Source organism: Streptomyces sp. NPDC036815, assembly GCF_055609205.1.
Map to the genome: position 1 here is coordinate 301068 of NZ_JBVJPW010000007.1, position 25298 is coordinate 326365.

Genomic DNA, 25298 nt, shown 5'->3' on the forward strand with positions numbered 1-25298 from the left:
CGCCCCTCTTCATTCCGAGACACCCGTTCCGATACGCGAGACGATGTCGTCCCAGTAACCGGGCAGCGACTCCCAGGGGTCGCCACCGGCCCCCCTTTCCACCCGGTCGGTAAAGTAGATCGTGGAGGCGCCCTGCCAGCGGGCGATGCGCAGCGCCTCGTCCAGGTGTCCCAGCGGCATGCCGTGCACGAAGTGGCAGAAGCGCTCCGGCGGGTAGTCGGCGGTCCACTCGGCCACCTGCGACCAGCGGTAGTCGCTCCACGCTCCGGCGAAGGTCACCAACTGGTCGCCCGTCTCGGCATATCCGGGGTACGGGTGGCTGCCGTGGCCGAGCACGATGTGCGCGTCGTCGATCAGCGCGCGCAGGGTCGTCACCGTCCGGCGCACCTCCGGCAGCGCGGCCCGTTCGGTCGGGCAGCGGTCCAGCGAGAAGCCGTCGACCTGGTACCAGTCGAGGTAGCGGTGCGCGTCGGAGACCAGCTCCCCGAACGAGCGGGCTCCGTACGTCGCGTCGAGGTGTCCGAGCACCCGGACGCCCGCGTTCCGCAGTCGGCCCGCCGCTTCGAGGCAGTGCGGGTCGGGCCGCTCGCCCGGGCCGTTCGCGACATTGAGGACAACCCACTTCAAAGGGGTGCCGGGGCGGGTGAGTTCGGCCCATTCGACGGGGGCGACGAGCGGGTGGGCGAAGCCCGGGATGCCGAAGCCGACGCGCACCTCGGTGCTCGCGGCGCCCCTCGTGGACCTGGTCAGATGCGGCATGCGGCCTCCATCCAGATGTCGGCGAGCGACTCTTCCAGGTTGATGCGCGGCCGCCAGCCGAGCCGGTCGCGCGCGGTGCGGACATCGGCCTGCTGCCAGCTGCCGCAGCCGTCCGGATAGGGATATGCGGCGGCCGGGGTGGCGTGCTCGGACTCGCCGCGCTGGTGGCCGATGACCTGGCGCACGGGCACCTGGTCCAGCTCATGCAGCGCGCCGCCGTACCCCGCGACGCGGGCCAGGACGGCGGCCGCGTCACGCAGCCGTACGGCACGGCCCGCACCGATGTTCACGACGCCCTGGGCGGCGGAGAGCGAGGCGGCGTGCACGGCGCGCGCCACGTCGCGTACGTCGACGAAGTCCCGCTGCACCCCGAGCCCGCCGAGCTTGAGCTCGCCGTCCCCGGCCTGCATCGCCCGCCGCATGGCCTCCGCGAGTCGGCCGAGCGGCGACCCGGCCGGCGTCCCGGGCCCGGCGGGCGAGAACACCCGCAGGACGACGGCGTCGAGCCCGGAGCCGAGCACCAGCTCGGTGGCCGCCAGCTTGCTGACCCCGTAGGGCCCGCCGGGGCGCGGCACCGCGTCCTCCGCGGTCGACGAGCCGGGCTGGCTCGGCCCGTACTCGGCGCCGCAGCCGAGCTGCACGAGGCGCGCCCCGCAGCCGCTGCGGCGCAGGGCCTCGCAGATGGTGGCGACGGCGACGGTGTTGTGGCGGGTCAGGTCGCGGGCGCCGCCGCGGGTGGCACCGGCGCAGTTGATGACGACGCCCGGGTGCACGGCGTCCAGGAAGCGGGTGAGCGCGCCGGGGCTCCCGCTGGCGAGGTCGAACCGTACGTCCGAGTCGTCGCCGCGGCCGAGCGCGGTGAGCTGCACGGCCGGGTCGGCGAGCAGCCGGTCGGCGACGAACCGGCCGAGGTATCCGTTGGCTCCGATCAGCAGCACCCTCATCGGGCGCCTCCCGGGGTGGCCGCTCGATGGCGGAGACGGCTGCGGGTGGTCATCTGTCTTTCTCCTTCGGGGTGTTGCCGTGGTGCACGGGGTGAGGCCCGCGGTGTCGGCCCCGCGGGAGGGTGGTCGTGCCGGTCGGTGGCTACGGCGCGGCGCGGGATGCCGCGTGGGCCGAGGCGAGGGTGAGGGTCCTGGCCGCGTGGACCAGGAGGACGAGGGCGGCGGCGCCGCACGCGGCGGTCGGTACGGCGCCCGGCCCCCAGGCGTCGACGGCGGCCGTGACGGGCGCGGCCAGTGCGGCGCAGCCGGGCAGCCTCGCCAGGAACACCAGGGCCAGGGCGGTCGCTTCGCAGGTGCCCGCGGCGCCGAGCAGCAGGACGGGGGCGCGGGTGAAGCCGTAGACGCCGAGGAGGCGGGCGAGCAGGAGCAGCGCGCCGAGCGCGGCGGCCCCGAGCAGTGCGGGAGGACCGCCGCCGGGGTGGCCGCTCGATCGCCCGTCGAGGCCCCCGAAGTCGCCGGTGCCGCCGAGCACCGCGTCCGCCGCCGCGAGGAGCGCCCCGAGCGACCCCAGGAACAGCGCGAACACCCCGAGCAGCAGCGGCCGTACGGAGGACGCGAACTCGTCGAGCCCGCGGCTGGCGGCGAGCCGGCCCCCGGCCCGTACGGCGAAGAGGCGGGCGCACCAGGTCGCGGGCGCGACGGCGAGGGCGAGCCCCAGGAGCGCGGCGGCCGCCGGGTCCCAGAGGTCGCCGGGTCCGCCGGGCCCGCCCGCGACGACGCCCCGCACCAGGCCGTCGCCCAGCAGGGCGTACGCGAGGAGCCAGCACACCCACGCGCGCGTGGCGGGCATCGCGTGCGAGGTGGAGCGCAGCGGCCCGTGCCGCAGGGCGATGTGCAGGGCCACGCCGACGGCGAGCGCGCCCAGGGGCAGGGCCACGAGGCGCGTGCTCCCCTCGCTGAGGGCGAGGCCGGTCACGGCGGCGGCGCAGGCGGCGCCGGGCAGCAGCGCGAACAGGGCCCAGCCGGTGGGCACTTCGGGGATGCCGGTGGGTGCGCCGTGGCCGGTGGTCCGCCCGTCGCTTCCGGTGCGTTCGCCCCCGGGCCCGTCGCCGGGTGGGGTGTCACCGCCGTCGCGGGGCACGCGCGCGTACATCTCCTCGGCCAGGGCGAAGACGTCGCGGTGCCGGAAGCGTGCGGCTGTTCTGTCGGTGACGCCGTGGGCCTCCAGGCCCGCCGCGATCTCCAGTGGGTCGACGGCGCGCTCGCACAGCCCGCGGTGGCGGTGCATGAGGGCCTTGACGGGGTCGGCGGGGCCGCGCCGCGCGGGCTTGGCGCGGGCGGCGCTCGGGCGGGGCGCCCGCACGCCGGTGGCGCCGAGGCCGGTGCCTCTGGAGCCGTTGCCTCTGGAGCCGGTGCCTCTGGAGCCGGTGCCTCTGCCCTTGCCGCGCGCGTCCCAGCCGCTGTCGCCGTCGTCGTCACCCTCGCCCTCGCCGAAGGCGGGCACGGACGCCGCGCCGACCGGGGCGACGGTTCCCGCGCCCGGCAGCTCCGTCGGCTCCGGCGTCAGCGCCCGGTCCGCGAGCAGTTCCTCGGAGCGCGAGTCCCAGCCGGTCGCACCCTCCGGAGCGCGCGGTGCGTCCATGGCCCGGACGGCTCCCTCATGTCGCCTCATACGGTGGCCTCCTTCAACTGCGCCCGCACATCGGCCTCTTGCGTCACGGCCCAGCTCGGCGCCCCGCCGCCCTCGGCGCCCGCCCCGGCCCCGTTCGACGCGGGCCCGACCGCGACCGCCCACCGCCCCGGCACGTACGCCTCCGCCGGATGCGCGAACGGCACGGGCTCGCCCGCCTCGTCCACCACGTCCCTGCGCACCGGGCAGTGCGAGACGATCTCCAGGTAAATGCTTCGAAATGCCGCGACGTTCTGCTCGACGGTGAAGAGCTCAAGGGCCCGCGCCCGCGCCGCCGCCCCCAGGCGCGCGCGCCGCTCGGGGTCGCGCAGGAGCGACACGCACGCCTCCGCGAGCGCCTTCGGATTGCGCGGCGGCACGACGAGACCCGTACCGCCGATGACCTCCACCACCGCGCCGACATCCGTGGAGACGGTCGCGCGCCCGCAGAACATGGCCTCGACCAGGCTGATCGGGAAGCCCTCGACCACGCTGGAGAGGACGACGACGGCTCCGGAGGCGTACGCGTCGGCGAGTTCGGGGACGTCGGGGCCGCCGATCTCCTCGAAGGAGACGGGGTTGCAGCCGACGGCGTGCGCGCCCGGCGCCTCGTCGGGGAAGAGCTGCGCGGCGAGGGCCCGGCAGTGCGCGAGGTACTCCACCGCCCCGGGCCCCTCGGCCGGCGCCCCGACGATCCTGAGACGCGCGCCCGGCACCGCAGCGCGGACCTCCGCGAAGGCGTGGAGCAGCGAGATCAGGTCCTTGGCGGGCTCGACGCGGCCGACCCACAGGAGCGTGTCGGGGCCCGCGGCGAAGTCGTCGTAACCCCCTTCGCCGATCTCCGAGAAGCGGGCCGCCTCCATGCCGGGGTGGACCGTGCGCAGCTTGGCGCGGTCGGCGCCGCAGCGCTCCTGCCAGCGTCGGGCGTGGGTGTTGCCGGGGGTGATGAGGGTGGCCCCGCGGTACACCTCGGCGGCGAGGAGGCCGTGGAAGGACGCGAGGAGCGCCCGCGCCGGTGCGCTCAGACCGGTGTCTCCCGCGGCGAGGTAGTGCGCCCGCAGCCGCACGCCGTACTCGGTCACGAGCAGCGGGACCCCGTCGAAGTGGCCGGCGAGGAGTCCCGGCAGCGCCGCGGGTCCGCCGGAGGCGGCGTGGCACAGGTCGACAGCGCCGAGTCCGTCGGCCCCGTACCAGTCGAGGGAGAGCGGTCGCAGCGCGCGCTCCATCAGGCCCGCGACGGTGAGCAGGTCGGGCACGCGGGCGGCGCGGGCGGACCGCAGTGCGCCGGGCGCGCGGCAGGCGCGCTCCAGGGCGCGGACGGCGGACTCGGAGCGCAGGGCAGCGACGAGGCCGCCCTCGTCGCGGGCGAGTTCGGCGAGCCCGTACAAGGCGCTGCTGAAACGGTCCGCCACTTCGTCGCGCGCGTCCTGCGCCGCGCCCTGCGCACCAGCGGCGGCACCCGCACCGGAACCGCCGCGGCACACCACGTCCGCCAGCTCCCCGTAGCACTCCGCGAAACGGCGCCGGGCCCGCCGCCCGTGGCCGCCGCGGGGGCCCGCGGCCCAGAGCGCCTCGTCGTCGGCGGTCCACAGCGGCGCCGTGCGCACCCGGCCGACCTGCGGGGGCAGTTCGACCCAGCCCCGCGCCTGCTGCCGCTCGCTGCGGCTGAGGGCGTAGACGTCGAACTCGTGTTGCCCGAGCCCACGCACGAGCCGGTCGCACCAGAGCCTGGCCTCACCGCTCACATACGGATAGCCACCCTCCGTAAGCAGTCCGACGCGCACGAGCGCACCCCCGATATCCCGTCCGGGGAGCCGCCGTTGGTCCGACGGCTCGCAGCGGGACGAACGTATGCGGTCATGCGGGTGGCGCGACGGACGGTTGTCCATCGCGCCACCAAAAGGGGTGAACGGCAGTAACTTTCCCGCGCCGGTTGCGTTCCGTCGCGCTATAGCACCCCGAAAGCCCCGTTTCGCTACGCAGAGTCAGGCTGCGGCCAGCTCCTTGCGGGCCTCGCGCCGCTGCCTCGCCGCCTCGGGGTCGAGCGCGGGCACCGCCGCGAGGAGCCGCTGGGTGTACGGGTGCCGGGGCGCGCCGTAGACCTCCGCCACCGGTCCCTCCTCGACGATCCGCCCCTGCCGCATCACCGCGACCCGGTCGCTGACCTGGCGCACCACCGCGAGGTCGTGGGCGACGAAGACCAGCGCGAGTCCGAGCTCGCGCTGCAACTCGGCGAGCAGCGCGGTCACCTGGGCCTGCGTCGTCACGTCGAGGGCGGAGACGGGCTCGTCGCACACGATGAGCCGGGGCTCCGCCGCGAGCGCCCGCGCGATGCCGACGCGCTGGCGCTGGCCACCGCTGAACTCGTGCGGGTAGCGGTCGTAGTGCGCCGGTTCGAGCCCCACGCGCCCCAGGAGTTCGCTCACCCGTCCCCGTACGAAGGAGTCGCCCTCGCCCCGCGCGCGCAGCGGGTCGGCGATCGACTCGCCCACGGAGCGGCGCGGGTTGAGCGAGGAGACGGGGTCCTGGAACACCATCTGCACCCCGGGCACCACCCGACCGCCGGGCACCTCCGCACCCCCGTGGCGGAGGTGCCCGGCGGTCGGCGCCAGGAGGCCCACGAGCATGCGGCCGAGCGTGGTCTTGCCGCTGCCGCTCTCGCCCACGATGCCGAGGGTCTCCCCGCGCCGGACGGTGAGCGAGACGTCGTCGACGGCGGTGACCGCACGCCTGCCGCGCCCGAACGCCCGGCGCAGACCGACGGCTTCGAGCACGACCTCGCCCGCTTCACCGGCGGCCGGCACCAGCGGCGAGTCCACCCGCGGGACGGCCTTCAGGAGCTCCCGCGTGTACGCCTCCCGCGGCGCCCCGAGGACCTCCCGCACCGCACCGCGCTCCACCGCGCGCCCGTCCCGCATGACCAGCACGTCGTCGACGCTCTCGGCGGCGACGCCCACGTCATGGGTGACAAGGAGCAGCCCCATGCCGGTCTCGCCGCGCAGCGTGTGCAGCAGGTCGAGGATCTGGGCCTGGACGGTCACGTCGAGCGCGGTGGTCGGCTCGTCGGCGACGAGCAGCGCGGGCTCGCAGGCCAACGCCATGGCGATGAGAGCCCGTTGGCGCATGCCGCCGCTGAACTCGTGCGGGCGGGCCCGGGAACGGCGCGCGGCGTCGGGAATGCCGACCCGGTCGAGCACCTCCACGGCACGCGCGCGTGCCGCCCGCCGGGACGCGCCCGTGTGGACGCGGTACACCTCGGCGATCTGGCCGCCCACCGCGTAGTAGGGGTCGAGGGAGGAGAGCGGGTCCTGGAAGACCATCGCGGCCTTCCCGCCGCGCAGCCGCCGCAGTTCGGTGTCGGACGCCGCCTGTACGTCGACGCCGTCGACCAGCACCGACCCGCTGACGCGCGCGCCCGTGTCCCGGTGCAGGCCGAGCAGCGCGGACGCCACGGTGGACTTACCGGATCCCGACTCTCCGACCAGGGCGAGCGCGCCGCCCTTCTCCAGCGTGAAGGAGAGGCCGTCGACGGCGTGGACGGCACCCTTGCCGGAGCCGAACCCGACCCTCAGATCGCTGACTTGGACAAGACTCACGACAGCACCACCCGTCGGTCGGCCACCGCGTACAGGACGTCCGCGACGGCATTGGCGAGCACCACGAAGAGGCCGGTGACCAGGACCATCCCGACGACCACCGGCAGGTCGACGACCTTGACCGCGTGCACGAGTTCGCGGCCGAGGCCGGGCAGCCCGAACAGCGTCTCGGTGAGTACGGCACCCCCGAACATCGATCCGAAGTCGGTGGCGGTCAGTGTGATGACGGGAGCGACGGCACCCCGCAGCGCGTGCTTCCCGATGATCGTGCGCTCCCCCACGCCGTACGCCCGGAAGGTGCGCACGTGGTCGTCGGCGAGCGTCTCCAGCATCGAGGAGCGGGTCAGGCGCGCGTACTTGGCTGCCTCGATCAGCGCGAGCGACAGCCACGGCAGGAGCAGGTTCCACGCCCACTGCGTCGGGTCGTCCGCGAAGGGGACGTACTGCGGGAAGGGCAGCCACTGCAGCTGGCCGCAGACGACGATCATCAGCAGCAGCCCGATGATGAAGACGGGCGTGGCGGTGCCCGCGAGGGTGATGGCGGTCAGCACGCGCTCGGTCACCCGGCCGCGCCGCCAGGCGGAGAGCACGCCGGTGCCGACGCCGAGGAGCAGCCAGAGCACCATGGCGCCGAGCGCGAGCGACCCGGTGACCGGCAGCTTCGCCAGGATCAGCGCGGTGACCTGCTGGTCGCTCTGGTAGGAGATGCCGAGGCAGGGCGCGCCGCAGTGCTCGGTGCCCGTGCCGGTGGAGTAGTCCTGGCCGACGAAGAGGCCCTGGAGGAAGTCCCAGTAGCGGACGTACAGCGGGTCGTCGAGCCGCAACTGCTCGGCCACCTGCTGGACTTGGGCCGGTGAGCAGCGTGGTCCGCAGGTGATCTGGGCGACGTCGCCCGGCGCGGCGTAGAACACCGTGTAGATGATCACGGAGATGACGAGGAGGGTGACCGCGGCGCCCGCCAGGCGCCGCGCGAGGAAGCCGGTCACGCGCTGACCTCCCGCTTGCGGCCCGTCCCGATCCGCAGCCGGGACGCGGCCCGCGGGTCGAGGGCGGTGCGCACGCCGTCGCCGAGGACGGTGAGCGCGAGGACGGTCACGAACAGGGCCCCCGCCGGGAACAGCAGGTACTGCGGAGCCGCCTGGTACCAGACGTTCGCGGTGGCCAGCATCTGCCCCCAGGACGGGGTGGGCGGCTGCACGCCCACCCCGAGGAAGGACAGCGCCGCCTCTGCGGTGATGTTCGCGGGGAGGAGCAGCGCGGCGTAGGTGATGACGGGCGCGGCGAGCGCGGGCAGCAGCTCGCGCCGGGCGATCTGCACGCCGCCCCAGCCGCTGAGCCGGGCGGCGGCCACGTGGTCGAGCTCCTTGAGCGCGACGGTCTGCCCGCGCACGATCCTGGCCACGACGCCCCAGGCGACGAGGCCCATGACCAGGGCGACGAGCACGGGCCGCGGGAAGCCGTCCGGCACGACCGCCATCAGCGCGAGTGCGAAGACCGTCAGCGGCAGCGCCACGATCACGTCGGTGGCCCTGCTGAGCACCTGGTCCACCCACCGGCTGCCGAACCCGGCGGCGACGCCGACGACGATCCCGATGAACAGCTGCACGACGGTCGCGGCGAGTGCGACGCCCAGCGAGACCGGCGCCCCGTGGACCAGGCGCGCGAAGAGGTCACGCCCGGTCTGCGGCTCGACGCCGAGCCAGTGCTCGCCGCTGATCCCGCCGAACGGGCCGACCGGCACGCCGCCGCGCGCCGAGTCGATGAGGTCCGGGTGGTACGTGGTGGGGTCCTGCCCCTCCAGGGCGGTGAGCAGCGGCGCGGCGAGCGCCACGAGGACGAGCACCGCGACGACGCCCGCCGCGACGAGGGCGGCGCGCTGCGCACGCAGCCGCCCCCAGAAGCCGGAGCGGACGGTCACGACGACTTCACCGCGACCTGGGAGACGTCGAGGACACCGGTCCAGTCGCTGATGACGACGTTCTTGACGTCCTTGCCGTACAGGCGCTTGTAGACCGGGTGGAAGAGCGGCACGGTCAGCGCCCGCTCGCCGATCTTCTTGTCGAGCGCGCCCCACCGCTTGGCGGCGGCCTTGAGGTCGGTGAGCTTGTTGATCTCGTCGATCTCGTCGTTGACGGACTTGTCGTCCAGGAACCCGGAGTTGAAGTTGGAGCCGTCCTTCACGATCTGCCGGCCGTCGAAGATCGGGGCGAGGAAGGGGCCGCCGGAGGGCCAGTCGGCGCCCCAGTGGGCGAGGAAGAGGCCGGGCTCGTCCTTGGCGCTGTGGGTCTTCTCCTGGTAGTCGTTGTCCTCCAGGCCCTCCAGCTTGACCGTGATCCCGGCCTTCTTCAGCGCGTCCTGCACGGCGGTCGCGATCTCGGGGCTGGTCTCGAAGTCCTTGGCGTTGGAGTGCGTGAGCGTGATGGTGAGCCCGTCCTTGTGACCGGCTTCCGCCAGCAGCTCCCTGGCCTTCTTCGGGTTGCCGGACGGGCCCGCCGGGAAGTGGTCGAACTTCGTGTATCCGAACGACTTCTGGTTGGGCAGGAACGTGGTGGCGGGCTCGGCGAGCGAGGAGCCACCGGCCGCGTTGACGACCGAGGAGCGGTCCACGGCGTACGAGATGGCCTGGCGGACCTTCGGGTCGTCGAACGGCTTCACCTTCGGGTTGAAGGCGAGGTAGTTCGTGTAGCCGAAGTGGCCGGTGCCGACGTGCGAGGCCAGCTGCTTGTCGCCGGTGACCTTCGCGAGTTCGGCCGGGCCGAGGTTGGTGTCGGTGGTGACGGCGGCGGCGTCGGCGCCCTGGCTGGCGGAGAGCCGCTGGTTGATGACGGACGAGTCGAGCCCGGACCGCACGTCGATGACGTCCGGGTAGGCCTTGCGCTCCGGGTCGGTCTTGGCGGACCAGTGCGGATTGCGCTCCAGGCGCAGCCGCTCGCCGTCGTTCTCGTTCCTGGCGACCTTGTAGGGCCCGGACGAGACCGGGTGCTCCTCGTACTTGGTGCCCTTGTCCCTGGCCTTCGGCACGGGTGCGAACGACGTCTGCGTGGCCACGTAGTCGAAGTCGCCCACGGGCTTGTTCAGATGGAAGACGATCGTCCGCTCGTCCGGCGTCTCGACCGACTTCAGGCCGCCCTTGCTCTTGTACGGCCCTTCGTAGTCGGCGCCCCCGATCAGCCAGTCCCTCAAGAAGGGCGCACCGCCGGACAGTTCGGCCGCGAAGGACCGCTCGATGCCGTACTTCACGTCCGCCGAGGTGATCGCCGAACCGTCCTCGTACGTGAGGCCCTTCTTCAGGGTGTACGTCCACACCGTGGCGTTCTTGCTCGGCTTGCCCAGATCCGTGGCGAGGTCCGGCACGACCTCGGTGCCCTTGGCGCCGTCCTCGCGGTGGCGGGTGGTCAGGGTGCGGAAGACGAGGCTCGGCACGTTTCCGCCGCCGGAGGTGTAGAGCCGCGCGGGGTCGAAGTCGACCTGCGGTACACGGTTGAGGACGGTGAGCGTGCCGCCCTTGGCGGGCGTCCCCTCGCCGCTCCCGGCGTCCCCGTCCTTCGGACCCGCGCAGGCGACGAGGCCCGAGGCCAGGACCAGGCTGACGGATGCCGCTGCCACGCGGCGGGCTATGACGGGCGATTGACGCATCGGAAGAAGACCTCTCGGGGGACGCTGCGAAAAGGGCAGCGGATCAACGGGAATCGAGCAGAGACCGAGCGGAGCTCACCCCGGAGAAGGCGCGGAAGACGCGGCACAAAGGCCGCGGAAAACAGCTGAGCCCGACGACGAGCAGCCGAGAACGGCTACGGTCCGGCCGGGACCGGTACAGCTGGAAAGGAGCGACGCACTCGCCGGGGCGGGCGTCAGCAACAGTGAATGTCGGCCACGCAGAGCGCGGTCACGCCGAACAGCGCCAGCTCAATGGCGGCGCTCGACGGGGCGTGCTGGTTCGACATGCGGAGAAATATGAACGAATTTCCGACTGATGTCAAAACCGCCCCGGGGCCCGAACGCCGCCCCACCTCAACTCTTCGGGAACACCCAGGGGTTGGCCTTGCACTTGATGCCGTCGTGCTCCAGGAATTTCGTCTGCTGCTGCATGACGGGGGCGAGCTGCCCGTCCTTCGTGCAGTCCGTGTGATTGTGACCGAGCCGGTGGCCGACCTCGTGATTGATGAGCATCTGGCGGTACGGGTGGATGGCGTTGCCGAATTCCTTCTTGACGGCGTCGCCGTAGGTCTCGGCGCCCTGCGCCCACCGATAGGCATTGATCATCACGCGGTCCGTCGCCGCGGAATCGCACGACACGTTGTCCTGGGTGATGTCCAGGCCGGATTTGGCGCACCACTTCGCGGTCGTTCCCGGGCTCGCCAGCGTGATGACGAAATCAGGCCGCCCCGACGAGATCCGCTCGAAGGTGCGGGCCCCCGCGTGGGCCCAACTCCGGTCGTCGTTCAGGGTCTTCTGCACCGCCTGCGCGAAGAGCTTCCCGTCGAGGCCGAGCCCCTTCTCGACGTCGACGCGGTAGCGGAACCGCTGCCCCTTGCCGGGCGCCTTGTCGAACCCGGGCATCGCCTCGAAGTCGCCGGACGCCCTGAGCTTCGGGTCCAGCGGGAACTCCTTGCCCATCTTCTGGTCGTACGTGTCCGGGGCGTCCCGCAGCTCGTTCGGCGTCGGCCTGCGGTCCGAGCGGGACGCGGGGTCCTCGGTGTCGCGCGCGCCACCCGGCGCCGCCTCAGTACCCGAGTCCGAGCCCTTCGCCCCGCCGGCGAGCTGACCCGCGACGACGACCGCGACCACGCCGATCACGGCGGCGGCCGCGACGCCGACGACGGCGCGGCCGCGCTTCCTGGTGCGGGGCCCGGCATCGGACCCCGCACCGCCGAGGAGCGGCTCGACGTCGTCCCAGTCCGTGACGGAGGCGTACGGGTCGCGGGGCGGCGGCGGCCCCATGACCGCGCCCGCGCCGGGCTCCGGCGAGGCCGGCGTGAAGCCCTCGGGGAGCTCGTCGGGGAAGGCGGCCATGTAGTCCTGCCGGGGCCCGGGCACGTCGGGGCCGCCCCCGGCCCGGGGACCACCACCTGTGCCGGTTCCGGCGCCGCTGTCGGCGCCGTCGCCCCAGCCGCCGCCGGTTTCGTGCTGCTCGGGGTGCCCGCCCCGCACGTGCGGAATCCCGTGGGAAGGCGTGCCCTGCGCGGGCATCCCGTGCGCAGGCGTCCCGTCAGCGGGCGTCCCCTGAGCGGGCGTGTCCTGCGCGGGTGCTCCGTCCGCTCCCGGCGCACGCCTGCGCCGCCCCGGGCCGGGCCCCTGCTGCGGGCCCGCGCCGCGCGACTTCGGTATGCCCGAGGTGCTGGTGTTGTCAGGTGTGTCTGCCGGACCCCGGCGGCTGTGCCGTCCCACGCGCCGCCTCAGCTCCCCGAACCCGGGCGCGAGCCGTCGCGGTCCGCCGCGGCCAACTCGCCGGTGTCGATGAGGAGTTCACGGAAGGCCGTGGCCACACTCTCGGGGTACTCCATCATCGCCACGTGCCCCGCGTCGGGCAGCGTGAGCAGCCGCGAGTCGCGGAACGCGGCGGCCGCCCTGCGGGCCATGCGGAACGAGACGAGCAGGTCGCGGCCGCCGTAGACCAGCAGGGTCGGCGCGAGCACCCGCTCGGCCTGCCGCCACAGCCCGTGCTGGCCGCCCAGCGTGTACGCGTTCACGACGCCGCGCGCCGAGCGGGCCATCGCGTCCCAGAAATAAGGGAGCTGGAGCCTGCGCTCCATCTCCCGCACCGCCGCGTCGAACCCTTCCGGCGTGACCCTGCCCGGGTCGCCGTAACAGAGCCCCATGACGCCGCGCACCCGCTGCTCCGCCGTCCACTCCCTGGTGAGCCGGGTGAAGAGGGCGGCGACGCCCGGCACCGCGAGCAGCCCGGTCGGCACCGCCGTGCGCTGCACCCGCAGCTCCGGCAGGGCGGGCGAGATCAGCGTCAGCGTGCGGACGAGGTCGGGGCGGACCGCGGCGACGCGCGTGGTGATGGCGCCGCCCAGCGAGTTGCCCACCAGGTGGACGGGCCCGCGGCCGCGCGCGTCGAGATAGCGGATGACCGCACGGGCGTGCCCGGTGACGGAGTAGTCGCCGTCGTCGGGCGGCGGGGAGTCACCGAACCCCGGCAGGTCGAGCGCCTCGCAGTCGACGACGTCCGCCAGCCGTGGCATCAGCGCCGACCAGTTCTGCGAGGAGCCGCCGAGCCCGTGCACGTACAGCGCGGGCGGCAGTCCGGGGCGGACCGAGGGCCGGGAGCGCACGGTCAACGAGAGCCCGGGCAGACCGACCGAGTCGAGCCGTTCCCCCTCCGCGACCGCCACGGCACCCGGCTTGGGGGCGGCGGCGGCCAGTAGGTTCGGCAGATCGGTCGAAGGCATGCGGCAATGTTACGAGACGATCACGCGGTAGTTCACGTGTTCGCTGTCACAGAACGCACACAGATCGCGTAGCGCCTCGTCCAGGTCTCTTCTACGCTCGGAAGAGCTGACGAAAACCGACGAAAAGAGTCATGGAAAGAGGGCGCAGGGGCACTCGAACCACCAGGCCACCGAGGACCGCGAGGGAAGAGAGCCATACATGAGTGTCGACCCCACCGACCCGGACACCTTCGAAACCGAAGAGACGCACGCGCCCGAGGTCGACGTCGAGGCCCCGGAGGCGGACACGGCCGAGCAGCGCACCGACCTCGCGCCCAGCCGGGACGACTCCCTGGTGGAGGCCGACCCCGCCACCGCCAGCGAGGCCGACCTGGCCGAACAGGCCCGCGTCGTCAGCCTCGACGAGGACGACTACCGCTAGGGGAACCGGGCGGGAGCCGAGGGCCGCGGACCCGGACCTGACCGTGTTTGCCCTGCTACGCACCGGTGCGCAGCCCTTCTGCGGTCGTCCAGTCCGTGAAATTCTGCGCTCGCACCGCGCACATCACAGTTACCGAAAAGTACGATGGCGGCGCGGCGCTCACCGCACATCGGACGATTTTGGGAGGCGGCGTGACAGCCATCGAGCAGACAGAGGCAGCACGCCCGCGGGGCACACGGCTGCCGCGCCGTGCCCGACGCAACCAGCTCCTGGGCGCGGCCCAGGAGGTGTTCGTCGCACAGGGTTACCACGCGGCGGCGATGGACGACATCGCCGAGCGCGCCGGCGTCAGCAAGCCCGTGCTCTACCAGCACTTCCCGGGCAAGCTCGACCTCTACCTCGCCCTGCTCGACCAGCACTGCGAGTCACTGCTCCAGTCCGTGCGCGCGGCGCTTGCGTCCACCACGGACAACAAGCTCCGCGTCGCCGCGACGATGGACGCCTACTTCGCGTACGTGGAGAACGAGGGCGGCGCCTTCCGGCTGGTCTTCGAGTCGGACCTGACGAACGAGGCCGCGGTGCGCGAGCGCGTGGACCGCGTCACCCTCCAGTGCGCGGAGGCGATCTGCGAGGTCATCGCCGAGGACACCGGTCTGCCCAGGGACGAAGCGATGCTCCTCGCCGTGGGCCTCGGCGGGTATTCGCAGGTCGTCGCCCGGTACTGGCTGGCAAGCCGCAGCACGGTCCCGCGCGACAAGGCGGTGGAGCTGCTCACCTCGCTCGCCTGGCGCGGCATCGCGGGTTTCCCGCTGCACGGCACGGAAGGCCACTGAGCTCTCGCGTCCTTGTTCCCGCTCCGTGTTCGCTACCGGCGTGCACGGCCGCGGCCGTCCCCGTCCCCTCACCGGGCTAATGTGTGCTGGGTACGGCGCGGACGGCCGCGCACAGACTGACCGTCGGAGGGACAAAGCCGTGGAGGTCAAGATCGGCGTGCAGTACGCGCCCCGCGAGATCGTGCTGGAGAGCGGCCAGAGCGCCGAGGAAGTCGAGACCGCGGTGTCCGAGGCGCTGACCGGCAAGTCGCCGCTGCTGAGCCTCGTGGACGACCACGGCCGCAAGGTCCTGGTTCCGGCCGACCGCCTCGCGTACGTCGAGCTCGGTGAGCCGACCGCGCGCAAGGTGGGCTTCAGCGCCCTGTAGGACGCTTCGGCGCATGCGTGACGGAACGGCCCGGTGGTTCTCAATCACCGGGCCGTTCCCGTGCGTTGTGCGGATCCTGTGCCTCGTACGGGGGAATCCGGCGCCGGCCGATCATGGAGGGTTGCATTCCGGCCGCCCGGGGTAGACCGGCTACGACCGATTTGCACCTGGCCGCAAGGGAGGGCACCACCGTGATTCTGGAAGCACTCGGCTCCACACTGCTCGGCCTCGCCCTGGCCTGGGCCGCCGCGCACCGCCTCGGGCACCGCCTGCCCGGGCGCAGCCTGGTCCTGTCCACGGGCCCCGTCGGCGCCCTCATCGGCGCCTTCATCACGCACATGGCGCTCGGCTCCGGCCACGCCCCCGCGACGCTGGTGGGAGCGCTCGCCGTATCGGCGGCCCTGCTGTCGCTGCTGCTGCGCCCGACCGGCGGCAGACTGCGCCACTCGGCGACGGCCTGAGAGCGCCGGAAGCGGCCGGGGCCCCGTCGGGCGGCGCGCCCCGCAAGGGGTGCGGGGCGCCCCCGTAAGGGTTGTTACGCCGCCAGGCCCAGCGCGGCCATCCGCTTGGTGTGCGCCTCGGTGATCCGGGAGAACATCCGGCCGACCTCGGCGAGGTCGAAGCCGTCGGCCACGCCTCCGACCAGCATGGTCGACAGCGCGTCCCGGTCGGCGACGACCCGCTGCGACTGGGAGAGGGCCTCGCCCATCAGCCGTCGCGCCCACAGCGCGAGCCGCCCGCCCACGCGCGGGTCCGCGTCGATCGCGGCGCGCACCTTCTCCACCGCGAAGCTCGCGTGCCCGGTGTCGTCGAGCACGCCGAGCACCAGGGCGCGGGTGTCGCCGTCGAGGCGGGCCGCGACCTCGCGGTAGAAGTCACTGGCGATCGAGTCGCCGACGTACGCCTTGACGAGGCCCTCCAGCCAGTCCGACGGCGCGGTCTGGCGGTGGAAGCCGTCGAGCGCGGCGACGAACGGGTGCATCGCCTCGGTCGGCTCCGCGCCGATCGCCGAAAGGCGGTCCCTGAGCTGCTCGAAGTGGTGGAATTCGGCCGACGCCATCTTCGCCAGCTCCGCCTTGTCGCCGAGCGTCGGTGCGAGCTTCGCGTCCTCCGCGAGGCGCTCGAACGCCGCGAGCTCCCCGTAGGCGAGCGCGCCGAGCAGGTCCACCACCGCGGCGCGGTAGTCGGGCTCGGCGGAAGCTGTCGCCCAGTCCTGGGCAGCGATTCCAGTGGGTTCGGGGGCGGATTCGGCAGAGGTGTCAGGCGTCTCCATGAAGCGCACAATAGCCCGCTTGCCGGAAGGCGTAAGGCCCTGGTCAGTCACTGTGACGACGACCATGTGACGAATCCGCCGGACACACATGCGAGATTTAGCGGTACAGTGGTAATGCGCCCGCCGAGTATTTGACGGGCGGTACGAATGAGGATGCCCGGTCGGTGGCCCGATCGGCTCCGACCCGACAGCCCTCCGGGCAGTGCGCACAGGTTGCGTACGGCACGAGGAGGGAACCTCAGCGGTACGAGCGCTCGAGCGCCGGCAGTGGTCCCGCGCCCCCGGCCCGCCCCACAGGCGGCCGGCGGTTACCGGCACGGTCACGACCCCCAGCGTTCGCCTCGCACCGCGTCTCACAGACAAGGCATAGCCCTGACTACGACTTTCCGAGAGCTCGGGATCCTTCCCGAGACGGCCGAGGCCCTCGAAGCCGTCGGCATCATCAATCCCTTCCCCATCCAGGAGATGACGCTCCCCGTCGCCCTCTCGGGCTCGGACGTCATCGGCCAGGCCAAGACCGGCACCGGCAAGACGCTCGGCTTCGGCCTCCCGCTCCTGGAGCGCGTGATCGTCCCCGCCGACGTCGAGGCCGGCCGCGCCAAGCCCGAGCAGCTGACCGAGGCGCCGCAGGCCCTCATCGTCGTGCCCACCCGCGAGCTCTGCCAGCAGGTGACGAACGACCTCCTGACCGCCGGCAAGGCGCGCAACGTCCGCGTCCTCGCCATATACGGCGGCCGTGCCTACGAACCGCAGGTCGAGGCCCTCAAGAAGGGCATCGACATCGTCGTCGGCACGCCCGGCCGCCTCCTCGACCTCGCCGGGCAGCGCAAGCTCGACCTCAAGCACGTCAAGTGCCTGGTCCTCGACGAGGCCGACGAGATGCTCGACCTGGGCTTCCTGCCCGACGTCGAGAAGATCATCAACATGCTTCCGGCGAAGCGCCAGACGATGCTGTTCTCGGCGACCATGCCCGGCGCCGTCATCGGCCTGGCCCGGCGGTACATGTCGCAGCCCACGCACATCCGCGCCACCGCGCCGGACGACGAGGGCCAGACCGTCGCGAACACCAAGCAGCACGTGTTCCGCGCGCACAACATGGACAAGCCCGAGATGGTCTCGCGCATCCTGCAGGCCGAGGGCCGCGGACTCGCGATGATCTTCTGCCGGACGAAGCGCACCGCCGCCGACATCGCCGAGCAGCTCGAGAAGCGCGGCTTCGCCTCCGGCGCGGTCCACGGCGACCTCGGCCAGGGCGCGCGCGAGCAGGCGCTGCGCGCGTTCCGCAACGGCAAGGTCGACGTGCTCGTCTGCACCGACGTCGCCGCGCGCGGCATCGACGTCGGCGGTGTGACGCACGTCATCAACTACCAGTCCCCCGAGGACGAGAAGACCTACCTGCACCGCATCGGCCGCACCGGCCGCGCGGGCGCCAAGGGCATCGCGATCACGCTCGTCGACTGGGACGACATCCCGCGCTGGCAGCTGATCAACAAGGCGCTCGACCTGGGCTTCAACGACCCGGTCGAGACCTACTCCAGCTCCCCGCACCTGTACGAGGAGCTGAACATCCCGGCGGGCACCAAGGGTGTCCTGCCGCGTGCCGAGCGGACCCGTGCGGGTCTGGGCGCGGAAGAGGTCGAGGACCTCGGCGAGACCGGCGGTCGTGGCCGTGGCGGCCGCTCCGGCGGTCGTGGCCAGGACCGGGATCGCGACCGTGATCGCGACCGCGACCGTGATCGTGCGGGCTCCGCGTCCGCCGAGCGCGAGCGTCCGGCCCGTACGCCGCGTCGCCGCCGCCGTACGCGCGCCGGCAGCCCGCTCGACGCCGCCACGACGGTCGCTCCGGCCGCCGTGGTGACCGAGACCGCCGCTCCGGTGGCCGCGGCCGCCCCGGCCGTCGAGGCCGCCCCGGTCGCCGCCGAGGCGACCGAGCCGCGCACCCCGCGCCGCCGTCGGCGCACGCGCGCCGGTGCCGCGTCGGAGGCCCTGGCCACGGCCGAGGGCACGACCGTCGAGGCACAGGCGCCCGCGCCCGTCGTCGAGGCGGAGGCACCGGTGTCGAAGCCGCGCCGCCGCACCCGCAAGACCGCCGAGACGGTGGCCGACGCCGCCGCAGCGGAGGTCACCGCGCCCGAGGCCGCTGCCCCGGAGGCCGAGGCGGAGGCGCCGGTCACCAAGCCGCGCCGCCGCACCCGCAAGGCCGCGGAGACCGCCGTCGCCACGGCCGAGGGCACCCCGGAGACGGTCGAGGCCGTCGAGGCGCCCGCCGCCGAGAAGCCGAAGCGCCGTACGCGCAAGGTGGCGGAGAAGGTCGCCGAGGCGGCCGCTCCCGAGGCGGAGGCGGAGGTGGAGGCGCCGGTCACCAAGCCGCGTCGCCGTACCCGCAAGGCCGCCGAGACCGTCGCCGACGCCGCGACCCCCGAGGTCACCGCGCCCGACGCCGAGGCCGAGAAGCCCAAGCGCCGCACCCGCAAGACCGCGGCCAAGGTCACCGAGGCCGCTGCCCCGGAGGCGGAGGCGGAGGCGCCGGTCACCAAGCCGCGCCGCCGCACCCGCAAGGCCGCCGAGACCGTCGCCGACGCCGCGACCCCCGAGGTCACCGCGCCCGACGCCGAGGCCGAGAAGCCCAAGCGCCGCACCCGCAAGACCGCGGCCAAGGCGGCCGAGACTATCGAGGCCGAGATCCCGGCGCAGGCGACGGACGAGGCCAAGCCCCGTCGTCGTACGCGCAAGGCCGCTGCCGCCCCGGTGGACGCGGCCGGGGCCGAGGCGCCCGTCGCGGCCCCGCGCCGCCGCACGCGCAAGAAGGCCGAGTCCGTGGAGACCCCGGAGAGCTGACCCCCAGGTCACCCCTCCGCCGGTCCTCACCGGTCCGCCGTACCGAAGGCCCGCCCCCGACCGGGGCGGGCCTTCGCGCGTGGTGCGACGACCGTTAGCCTCGGCTCATGAGCAGGCCCCCGACCTTCGTCCCGCCCCCGTGTGCGACCGCGCGCACCCTCCGTACCGCCCGTGGTGACTTCGCCGTCCTCGACGCCGTGCCCGCCGCGGGTGTCCGGCGTCGGGGGACCGTGCTCCTCGTCCCCGGCTTCACCGGCAGCAAGGAGGACTTCATCACCCTCCTGGAGCCGCTGGCCGACGCGGGCTACCGTGCGGTGTCCGTGGACGGCCGCGGCCAGTACGAGAGTGCGGGGCCGGACGACGAATCGGCGTACGCCCAGGCCGAGTTGGCGCGCGATGTGCTGGCCCAGGCGACCGCCCTCGCGGCGGCCCCGGCGGCGGCCCACCTCCTCGGGCACTCCCTGGGCGGCCAGATCGCCCGCGCCGCCACGCTCCTCGAACCCGGCGCCTTCGCCACCCTCACCCTCATGTCCTCGGGCCCCGCCGCGATCGCCCCCGCCCAGCGGGAACGCGCCGCGATGCTGGCGGACGCCCTCAAGGTGTACTCGATGGACGAGGTGTGGCAGGCGATGCGGGCCATGGAGCCGCCGCCCCCGCAGGACGTGGAGACCGGCGCCGACGAGGGCGGTCTCGACGAGGCGCTGCGGGCCCGCTGGCTCCTGCACAGCCCCGCCCAGCTCATCGCCACGGGCAGGCAGCTCTCCACGGAGCCGGACCGCGTCGCCGACCTCGCCGCGCTGCCGCTGCCCAAGCACGTGGTGTCCGGCGAGCGCGACGACACCTGGCCCGTGCCGCTCCTGGACGAGATGGCGGAGCGCCTGCACGCCCACCGCACGGTGATCCACGGCGCCGAGCACTCCCCCAACACCGACCGCCCCGCCGAGACGGCGGCGGCCCTGATCGACTTCTGGAACCGCCACTGACCTCGCGGCACCGCGTCAGTACCGCGCGGTCACTCCTGCACGGTCAGTACTGCGCCTGCAAGTGCTCCCAGAACCCGTCCCGCAGCGCCCGGCGCAGATCCGCCTGCCCGCGCAGCGAGTACTGCAGGAGCCGCTCCGCCTCCACCAGGAGGTCCTGGTCCACGGAGCCCGGCAGGTAGGGGTGGCCGGGCAGCAGGCCCACCAGCGCCTCGCGCCCCCGCGCGGCGAGCCACTTCGCGGCGATCTGCGCGCCGACGAAGCGGACGTCCTCGCGGGTGGGGCGGTGCACGGTGGCCCCCGCCTCGTACGTCGTGACGGCGCGGCGCGTGACGTACGGCTTGAAGAAGTCGAGGTCGAACGTGCGCTGGCTGTCGACCTCCCACAGCAGCGCCTCCGCCTGGTTGCGGCCGTCGGGCGCCTCGATGCCCCAGAGGTGGACCCGCGCGCCGTACCCCTGCGCCGCCTCGACCGCCGAGACCAGGTCCTCGTCGCCGCCGATCAGTGCCGCGTCGCTGATGGCGCGGTGCCGGGCCAGTGACTCCAGGTCGCTGCGGATCAGGGAGTCGACGCCCTTCTGCTGGTTGTTGGCGTTGAGGTTGCCGAGCCTGACCTTGACGTCGGGCAGCTCGGCGATCGACTGCTGCTCGGTCGTGTGGATGCGGCGCCTGGCGCCGTCGTACCAGTAGACGCGCAGCAGACGGCTGTCCGCGAAGATCGTCCTGGCCTTGTCGATGAGCGCGTCGATGAGGCCCTCCGCGTCGAGGTCGAAGGCCCGCCGGTCCTCGGTCCCGGCCGCGAGGCGGCCCGCGGCCGCGTACAGGTACCCGGCGTCGACGAAGATCGCGTGCGTGGACGGGGTCCTCGCGACCTCGGCGAGCACGCGCGCGAGCAGTCCGTTGGCGCGCTCCAGCTGAGCGCTGATCTCGGCCGCGTCGGGCGCGGCGGTGGCGGGGTCGGCCGCGGAGGGGTCGACTGCGCTGGGGTCGGCGTCGTTCATATCGGGTCCAGTCTCCCGCCGGTCACACAGCGAACACAACTGGTCTCGCTACTCGCAAGTAATTAGGTTCTCGAAAAATTTCCTTAGCGTAGGGAATGTTTGCACCGAGCAACTCGTTGTACCCATCAGGAACACAGCAGTTCTCCTTGCAGGAGGATGACCAGACGAAGGGAGAAGCCCTATGCGCTTCGAAATCATGCGACTCGACGACGTCGATGGCTCGGCCGTGGACAGCACCGTCGTGGACGCCGCCTCCGTCAATCGGATCGTGCAGCAGGCCGCCTCGATCGGCCAGCGCATCTACATCCGCCCGGCCGACACCTCGGCCTCGTAACGCAGACGTCGCAGGGCCCCGTACGGAATCCGTACGGGGCCCTTCGTATGCGCCGACACACCCGGGGGCGACCCACCCGGGGCGGCCGCTAGCTGCCGTTGATCACCTGCGTCACGCCGTTGATGATCTGCTGCACCGCGATGGCGGAGAGCATCATGCCCGCGAGCCGGGTCACGAGCACCACGCCGCCGTCCTTGATGACGCGGATGATCAGCAGCGAGTACCGCATCACCAGCCACAGCACCACGTGCATCGCCACGATCGCCGCCCAGACGGAGAGCTGCGTACCGACGCTGTCGGCGTCCTGCACGGCGAGGATGACGGAGACGATCGCGCCCGGCCCGGCGAGCAGCGGCATGCCGAGCGGCACCAGGGCGACGTTGACGTCCTTGGTCTGCTTCGGCTCGTCCGTCTTGCCGGTGAGCAGGTCGAGCGCGATGAGGAGCAGCAGCAGTCCGCCCGCGATCATCAGCGCGGGGACGGAGACGTGCAGGTAGTCGAGGATCTGGTGGCCCACGAGGCCGAAGACCGAGATGACGCCGAAGGCGACGCAGACGGCCTGGAAGGCCATCCGCTGCTGCACCTTGGCGGGCCTGCCCGCGGTCAGCCCGAGGAAGATCGGGGTGATCCCGGGCGGGTCCATGATCACGAACAGGGTGAGGAAGAGGGAGCCGAAGACGGCAACGTCGAACACAGTGATGGCCTTGCAGAGAGTCGTACGAAGGAGCCGTGCCGGGCGGCACCGTGCGCAGGGCGCGGCAGCCGCCGCCACGGAACCGGTGGATGCGGTGAAGTGAGGTGCGGTGAGGAGAGGCGCGTGGAGGACGGCCCTGCGCGGTGCGGGCTGTTACGCGGCGGGGCTTCCGCCGGCTCCCGGCACGGGGAACGCCCCGGTCGCGCGGCGGGTGATCTCGCCGTAGATCTCGGGGTCGGTGGTGAACTCCCCGAGCACACACGTCTTGCGGCTGCCGTGGTAGTCGCTGGAGCCGGTGACGAGCAGGCCGAGGTCCGCCGCGAGTCCGCGCAGCCTGGTGCGGGTCTCGGGGGTGTGGTCCATGTGGTCGACCTCGATGCCGTCGAGGCCTGCCGCCGCGAGCTCGGCTATCACCGAGTCGGACACGATCTTGCCGCGCTTGATGGCGCCGGGGTGCGCGAAGACGGTGACGCCGCCGGCCGCCTTGACCAGGCGAATGGCGTCGAAGGGGTCGAGCTCGTGCTTGTCGGCGAAGGCCCGGCCGCCGTCGGCGAGCCACTCGGCGGTGAACGCGTCGGAGACGGTGGGCACGACGCCGAGGTCGACGAGCGCCTCGGCGATGTGCGGGCGGCCGACCGAACCGTCGCCCGCGATCCGGGCGACCTGCTCCCAGGTCACCGGCACTCCGAGCCCCTGGAGCTTGCCGATCATCTCCTTGGCGCGCGGCACCCGGTCGTCGCGGACCAGTTCGCACTCGCGGGCGAGCTCGGGCTCCTCGGGGTCGAAGAGGTAGGCCAGCATGTGCAGACCCATGCCGTCGAGGCTGAAGGAGAGCTCGGCGCCGGTCACGAGGGTCGGTCCGGACGGCAGTTCGCGCAGGGCCCGCTTCGCCTCCGCGTAGCCCCGGGTGGTGTCGTGGTCGGTCAGCGCGACGACGTCGAGCCCGGCGGCCGCCGCGTTGCGGACCAGCTCGGCCGGGGTGTCCGTGCCGTCGGACGCAGTGGAGTGGGTGTGCAGATCGATGCGCACGACGCTGGCTCCAGTGCTCTGACGGGCGGAAGAAGGGGACGCTCAAGGATAACGGGAACCCGGCGCCCCGTACCCCGCCCCTGACGAGGCATCGCTCACGGCGTCAGGAGCCGTGGCGAGAGCGCGCCGCACGGCAGCAGGTCCACCTCCGCGCCCGCGTCGCGCAGATCGGTGAGGACCAGTTCGTCGTACATCAGGAGGCCCGACTGCTCCGGCCACGCGATGGCCCACAGCCACAGGCCGCGCGCCTCGCCCGCGAACACGGCGCGGTCGTCCGGCGTCCCGGAGACGTGCCACATCGGCGTCGGCCGCCCGGCGGCGAGGACCTTGGCCTGCGGCGGCTTCTCGACACTCATGTGCGGGCCGGGGTCGGGGCCGTCGATGCCCGCGTACCGCGCGCCGAGGCCGACGCCCAGCTCCTCGGCGACGAGCACCAGCTCCCCGACGCCGCCGAGCGGCGCGGGCCCCGAGCAGGCCACGGCCGTCGCGCGGCCACCGCTGCGGTCGTCCCCCGCGCAGGCCACACCCGTGAACAGCCAGCCGACCGGCAGGGGCCACGGCATCCACACCGGCACCTGCGCGCGGTGCACCACGACCTGGAGGGCCTCGACGCTGGGCGGGATCACGGGTTGCAGCGGATGCACGGTGCCGTGCACGTCGCACTGCCAGGAGTCGGCAAAGAGACCGGGAGCCCTGACCCGGCCACCACACTTCGGGCAACTGGGTTCGCCCCTCATAGCGACCAACGGTCCTCCCCGGTCGCCGCCCCGTCAAGGACGATCACCCGTCCGGTGGCCCCGTCACCAGGCGAAACTATATGTAGCTTGCATTAATTAGCCCGCCTAACTTAATGTGTGTATACATCAACGAACCTCGTGGGACGCAGCGAAGGAGCGGCTGTATGCACAGCAGCACAGGAGGCCCTGCCGAAGGGGACCCGTTCGACGCCGGGGCGGGCAGCCTCTTGCGCCAGCCGAAGGCCGTGTGGGCGACGGCGGGCGCGTCCGTCGTGGCGTTCATGGGCATCGGACTCGTCGACCCGATCCTGCCTTCCATCGCCAAGGGCCTGGACGCGAGCGCCAGCCAGGTCTCCCTCCTCTTCACCTCGTACTTCCTGATCACCGCGGTCGCCATGCTGGTCACCGGCTTCGTCTCCAGCCGCATCGGCGGCAAGAAGACCCTGCTGCTCGGCCTCGCGCTCGTCGTGGTCTTCGCGGCCCTCTCCGGGACGTCCGGTTCGGTCGGCGAGCTCGTCGGGTTCCGCGCGGGCTGGGGGCTCGGCAACGCGCTCTTCGTCTCGACCGCCCTCGCCGTCATCGTCGGCGCCGCCGCCGGCGGCAGCGCGGCCGCGATCCTGCTGTACGAGTCGGCGCTCGGCCTCGGCATGGCGTGCGGGCCCCTGGTCGGCGCGCTGCTCGGCGACGCCAGCTGGCGCTACCCCTTCTTCGGCACCGCGGCCCTGATGGCGATCGGCTTCCTCTGCATCACGGCGTTCCTCAAGGAGCAGCCGAAGCCCGCGCGGAAGACGTCACTGCTCGACCCGATCAAGGCACTCGGCCACGGCGGGCTCGCCTCGGCGGCGGCCTCGGCGTTCTTCTACAACTACACGTTCTTCACCGTGCTCGCCTTCACGCCGTTCGTGCTCGACATGACCCCGTACAAGTCGGGCGCGGTCTTCTTCGCCTGGGGCGTGCTGCTCGCGGTCTTCTCGGTGCTCGTCGCGCCGCGGCTGCAGGCGCGGCTCGGCTCGCTCAAGGTGCTCGGCGGCTCGCTGGTCCTGCTCGCGGCGGACGTCCTGGTGCTCGGCTACGGCAACCACGTCACGGCCGTCGTCTGCACGATCCTGTCCGGCGCCTTCATCGGCGTGAACAACACCGTCTACACCGAGCTCGCCCTCGGCGTCTCCGACGCGCCGCGCCCGGTGGCCAGCGCGGGCTACAACTTCGTGCGCTGGTTCGCGGCGGCCGCCGCGCCGTTCTTCGCGCCGAAGATCGAGGAGTGGAGCGACATCCACGTCCCGTTCGTGGTCGCGGCCGTCACGGCGGTGCTGGGCGCGGTCGTGGTGTGGGTGCGCAGGAACGCCCTCACGCACGAGGCCGAGGAGCTCGAACCGCGGCACGCCACGGAGGACGGCGTCACCGTCTTCGCCAACTGAAGGACGAGCGG

General features: G+C 73.0%; 24 protein-coding genes. 8 read left to right on the forward strand and 16 right to left on the reverse strand.

What is annotated here, in order from left to right; translation table 11 throughout:
* Nucleotides 1-9 precede the first annotated feature (9 nt).
* From ACZ69I_RS17710 to ACZ69I_RS17760, 11 genes are all read right to left on the reverse strand, one after another.
* On the reverse strand, nt 10-759 hold the full coding sequence (locus ACZ69I_RS17710) for a spherulation-specific family 4 protein (protein ID WP_467671026.1): 750 nt from the start codon (nt 757-759) through the stop codon (nt 10-12).
* Nucleotides 747-1703: an NAD-dependent epimerase/dehydratase family protein gene (locus ACZ69I_RS17715; RefSeq protein WP_467671024.1), complete on the reverse strand. Its 957-nt coding sequence runs from the start codon at nt 1701-1703 to the stop codon at nt 747-749. Before ACZ69I_RS17715 ends, ACZ69I_RS17710 begins: the two co-directional genes overlap by 13 nt.
* A gap of 142 nt (nt 1704-1845) precedes the next feature.
* Nucleotides 1846-3375 (reverse strand): hypothetical protein, encoded by a 1530-nt coding sequence (locus ACZ69I_RS17720; RefSeq protein WP_470833083.1) that lies wholly within the window; start codon nt 3373-3375, stop codon nt 1846-1848.
* The gene (locus ACZ69I_RS17725; RefSeq protein WP_470833085.1) at nt 3372-5156 is read right to left on the reverse strand and encodes a DUF3492 domain-containing protein; all 1785 of its coding nucleotides are present in this window, start codon (nt 5154-5156) and stop codon (nt 3372-3374) included. Before ACZ69I_RS17725 ends, ACZ69I_RS17720 begins: the two co-directional genes overlap by 4 nt.
* A gap of 201 nt (nt 5157-5357) precedes the next feature.
* Nucleotides 5358-6968 (reverse strand): dipeptide ABC transporter ATP-binding protein, encoded by a 1611-nt coding sequence (locus tag ACZ69I_RS17730; protein ID WP_470833086.1) that lies wholly within the window; start codon nt 6966-6968, stop codon nt 5358-5360.
* On the reverse strand, nt 6965-7954 hold the full coding sequence (locus ACZ69I_RS17735; protein WP_470833088.1) for an ABC transporter permease: 990 nt from the start codon (nt 7952-7954) through the stop codon (nt 6965-6967). Before ACZ69I_RS17735 ends, ACZ69I_RS17730 begins: the two co-directional genes overlap by 4 nt.
* On the reverse strand, nt 7951-8886 hold the full coding sequence (locus ACZ69I_RS17740) for an ABC transporter permease (protein WP_470833089.1): 936 nt from the start codon (nt 8884-8886) through the stop codon (nt 7951-7953). Before ACZ69I_RS17740 ends, ACZ69I_RS17735 begins: the two co-directional genes overlap by 4 nt.
* Entirely contained in the window at nt 8883-10604 is a 1722-nt protein-coding gene (locus ACZ69I_RS17745) for an ABC transporter substrate-binding protein (protein ID WP_470833090.1), read from the reverse strand. The genes ACZ69I_RS17740 and ACZ69I_RS17745 overlap by 4 nt, the downstream gene beginning before the upstream one ends.
* Before the next feature lie 215 nt (nt 10605-10819).
* On the reverse strand, nt 10820-10912 hold the full coding sequence (locus ACZ69I_RS17750) for an Ms4533A family Cys-rich leader peptide (RefSeq protein ID WP_467671010.1): 93 nt from the start codon (nt 10910-10912) through the stop codon (nt 10820-10822).
* A gap of 67 nt (nt 10913-10979) precedes the next feature.
* Entirely contained in the window at nt 10980-12356 is a 1377-nt protein-coding gene (locus tag ACZ69I_RS17755; RefSeq protein ID WP_470833092.1) for a DUF3152 domain-containing protein, read from the reverse strand.
* A gap of 8 nt (nt 12357-12364) precedes the next feature.
* The gene (locus ACZ69I_RS17760; RefSeq protein WP_470833094.1) at nt 12365-13363 is read right to left on the reverse strand and encodes an alpha/beta fold hydrolase; all 999 of its coding nucleotides are present in this window, start codon (nt 13361-13363) and stop codon (nt 12365-12367) included.
* A 199-nt stretch (nt 13364-13562) separates the two neighbouring features.
* On the opposite strand from ACZ69I_RS17760, the gene ACZ69I_RS17765 reads away from it, so the two are divergent.
* From ACZ69I_RS17765 to ACZ69I_RS17780, 4 genes are all read left to right on the forward strand, one after another.
* Complete coding sequence (locus ACZ69I_RS17765; protein WP_470833096.1) at nt 13563-13784, forward strand: hypothetical protein; 222 nt, start codon at nt 13563-13565, stop codon at nt 13782-13784.
* 191 nt (nt 13785-13975) lie between these two features.
* The gene (locus ACZ69I_RS17770; protein WP_361733636.1) at nt 13976-14617 is read left to right on the forward strand and encodes a TetR/AcrR family transcriptional regulator; all 642 of its coding nucleotides are present in this window, start codon (nt 13976-13978) and stop codon (nt 14615-14617) included.
* 139 nt (nt 14618-14756) lie between these two features.
* Nucleotides 14757-14984, forward strand: a complete 228-nt coding sequence (locus ACZ69I_RS17775; RefSeq protein WP_358590202.1) for a DUF3107 domain-containing protein — start codon at nt 14757-14759, stop codon at nt 14982-14984.
* A gap of 191 nt (nt 14985-15175) precedes the next feature.
* Entirely contained in the window at nt 15176-15445 is a 270-nt protein-coding gene (locus tag ACZ69I_RS17780) for a hypothetical protein (RefSeq protein WP_389715332.1), read from the forward strand.
* Nucleotides 15446-15519: 74 nt separating this feature from the next.
* Here ACZ69I_RS17780 and ACZ69I_RS17785 read toward each other — a convergent pair whose 3' ends face one another.
* Nucleotides 15520-16257: a ferritin-like fold-containing protein gene (locus ACZ69I_RS17785; RefSeq protein WP_470833098.1), complete on the reverse strand. Its 738-nt coding sequence runs from the start codon at nt 16255-16257 to the stop codon at nt 15520-15522.
* Between the two features lie 465 nt (nt 16258-16722).
* On the opposite strand from ACZ69I_RS17785, the gene ACZ69I_RS17790 reads away from it, so the two are divergent.
* A complete protein-coding gene (locus ACZ69I_RS17790) occupies nt 16723-19095 on the forward strand; it encodes a DEAD/DEAH box helicase (protein ID WP_470833100.1) in 2373 nt (790 codons plus the stop codon).
* A gap of 107 nt (nt 19096-19202) precedes the next feature.
* Nucleotides 19203-20078, forward strand: a complete 876-nt coding sequence (locus ACZ69I_RS17795; RefSeq protein ID WP_470833101.1) for an alpha/beta fold hydrolase — start codon at nt 19203-19205, stop codon at nt 20076-20078.
* Between the two features lie 43 nt (nt 20079-20121).
* Here the strand turns inward: ACZ69I_RS17795 and ACZ69I_RS17800 are convergent, their stop codons facing one another.
* On the reverse strand, nt 20122-21075 hold the full coding sequence (locus tag ACZ69I_RS17800; RefSeq protein WP_470833103.1) for an NYN domain-containing protein: 954 nt from the start codon (nt 21073-21075) through the stop codon (nt 20122-20124).
* A 181-nt stretch (nt 21076-21256) separates the two neighbouring features.
* Between ACZ69I_RS17800 and ACZ69I_RS17805 the strand changes: the two genes are divergently transcribed.
* Nucleotides 21257-21409: a hypothetical protein gene (locus ACZ69I_RS17805; protein ID WP_467670991.1), complete on the forward strand. Its 153-nt coding sequence runs from the start codon at nt 21257-21259 to the stop codon at nt 21407-21409.
* A gap of 88 nt (nt 21410-21497) precedes the next feature.
* Here the strand turns inward: ACZ69I_RS17805 and ACZ69I_RS17810 are convergent, their stop codons facing one another.
* From ACZ69I_RS17810 to ACZ69I_RS17820, 3 genes are all read right to left on the reverse strand, one after another.
* Complete coding sequence (locus tag ACZ69I_RS17810; RefSeq protein ID WP_389715352.1) at nt 21498-22103, reverse strand: MarC family protein; 606 nt, start codon at nt 22101-22103, stop codon at nt 21498-21500.
* A 153-nt stretch (nt 22104-22256) separates the two neighbouring features.
* Complete coding sequence (locus ACZ69I_RS17815; RefSeq protein ID WP_467670987.1) at nt 22257-23132, reverse strand: PHP domain-containing protein; 876 nt, start codon at nt 23130-23132, stop codon at nt 22257-22259.
* Between the two features lie 95 nt (nt 23133-23227).
* Complete coding sequence (locus ACZ69I_RS17820; RefSeq protein WP_467670985.1) at nt 23228-23869, reverse strand: DUF6758 family protein; 642 nt, start codon at nt 23867-23869, stop codon at nt 23228-23230.
* Nucleotides 23870-24033: 164 nt separating this feature from the next.
* Here ACZ69I_RS17820 and ACZ69I_RS17825 point away from each other — a divergent pair, with 164 nt between their 5' ends.
* A complete protein-coding gene (locus ACZ69I_RS17825) occupies nt 24034-25287 on the forward strand; it encodes an MFS transporter (RefSeq protein ID WP_470833106.1) in 1254 nt (417 codons plus the stop codon).
* Nucleotides 25288-25298: the final 11 nt, after the last annotated feature.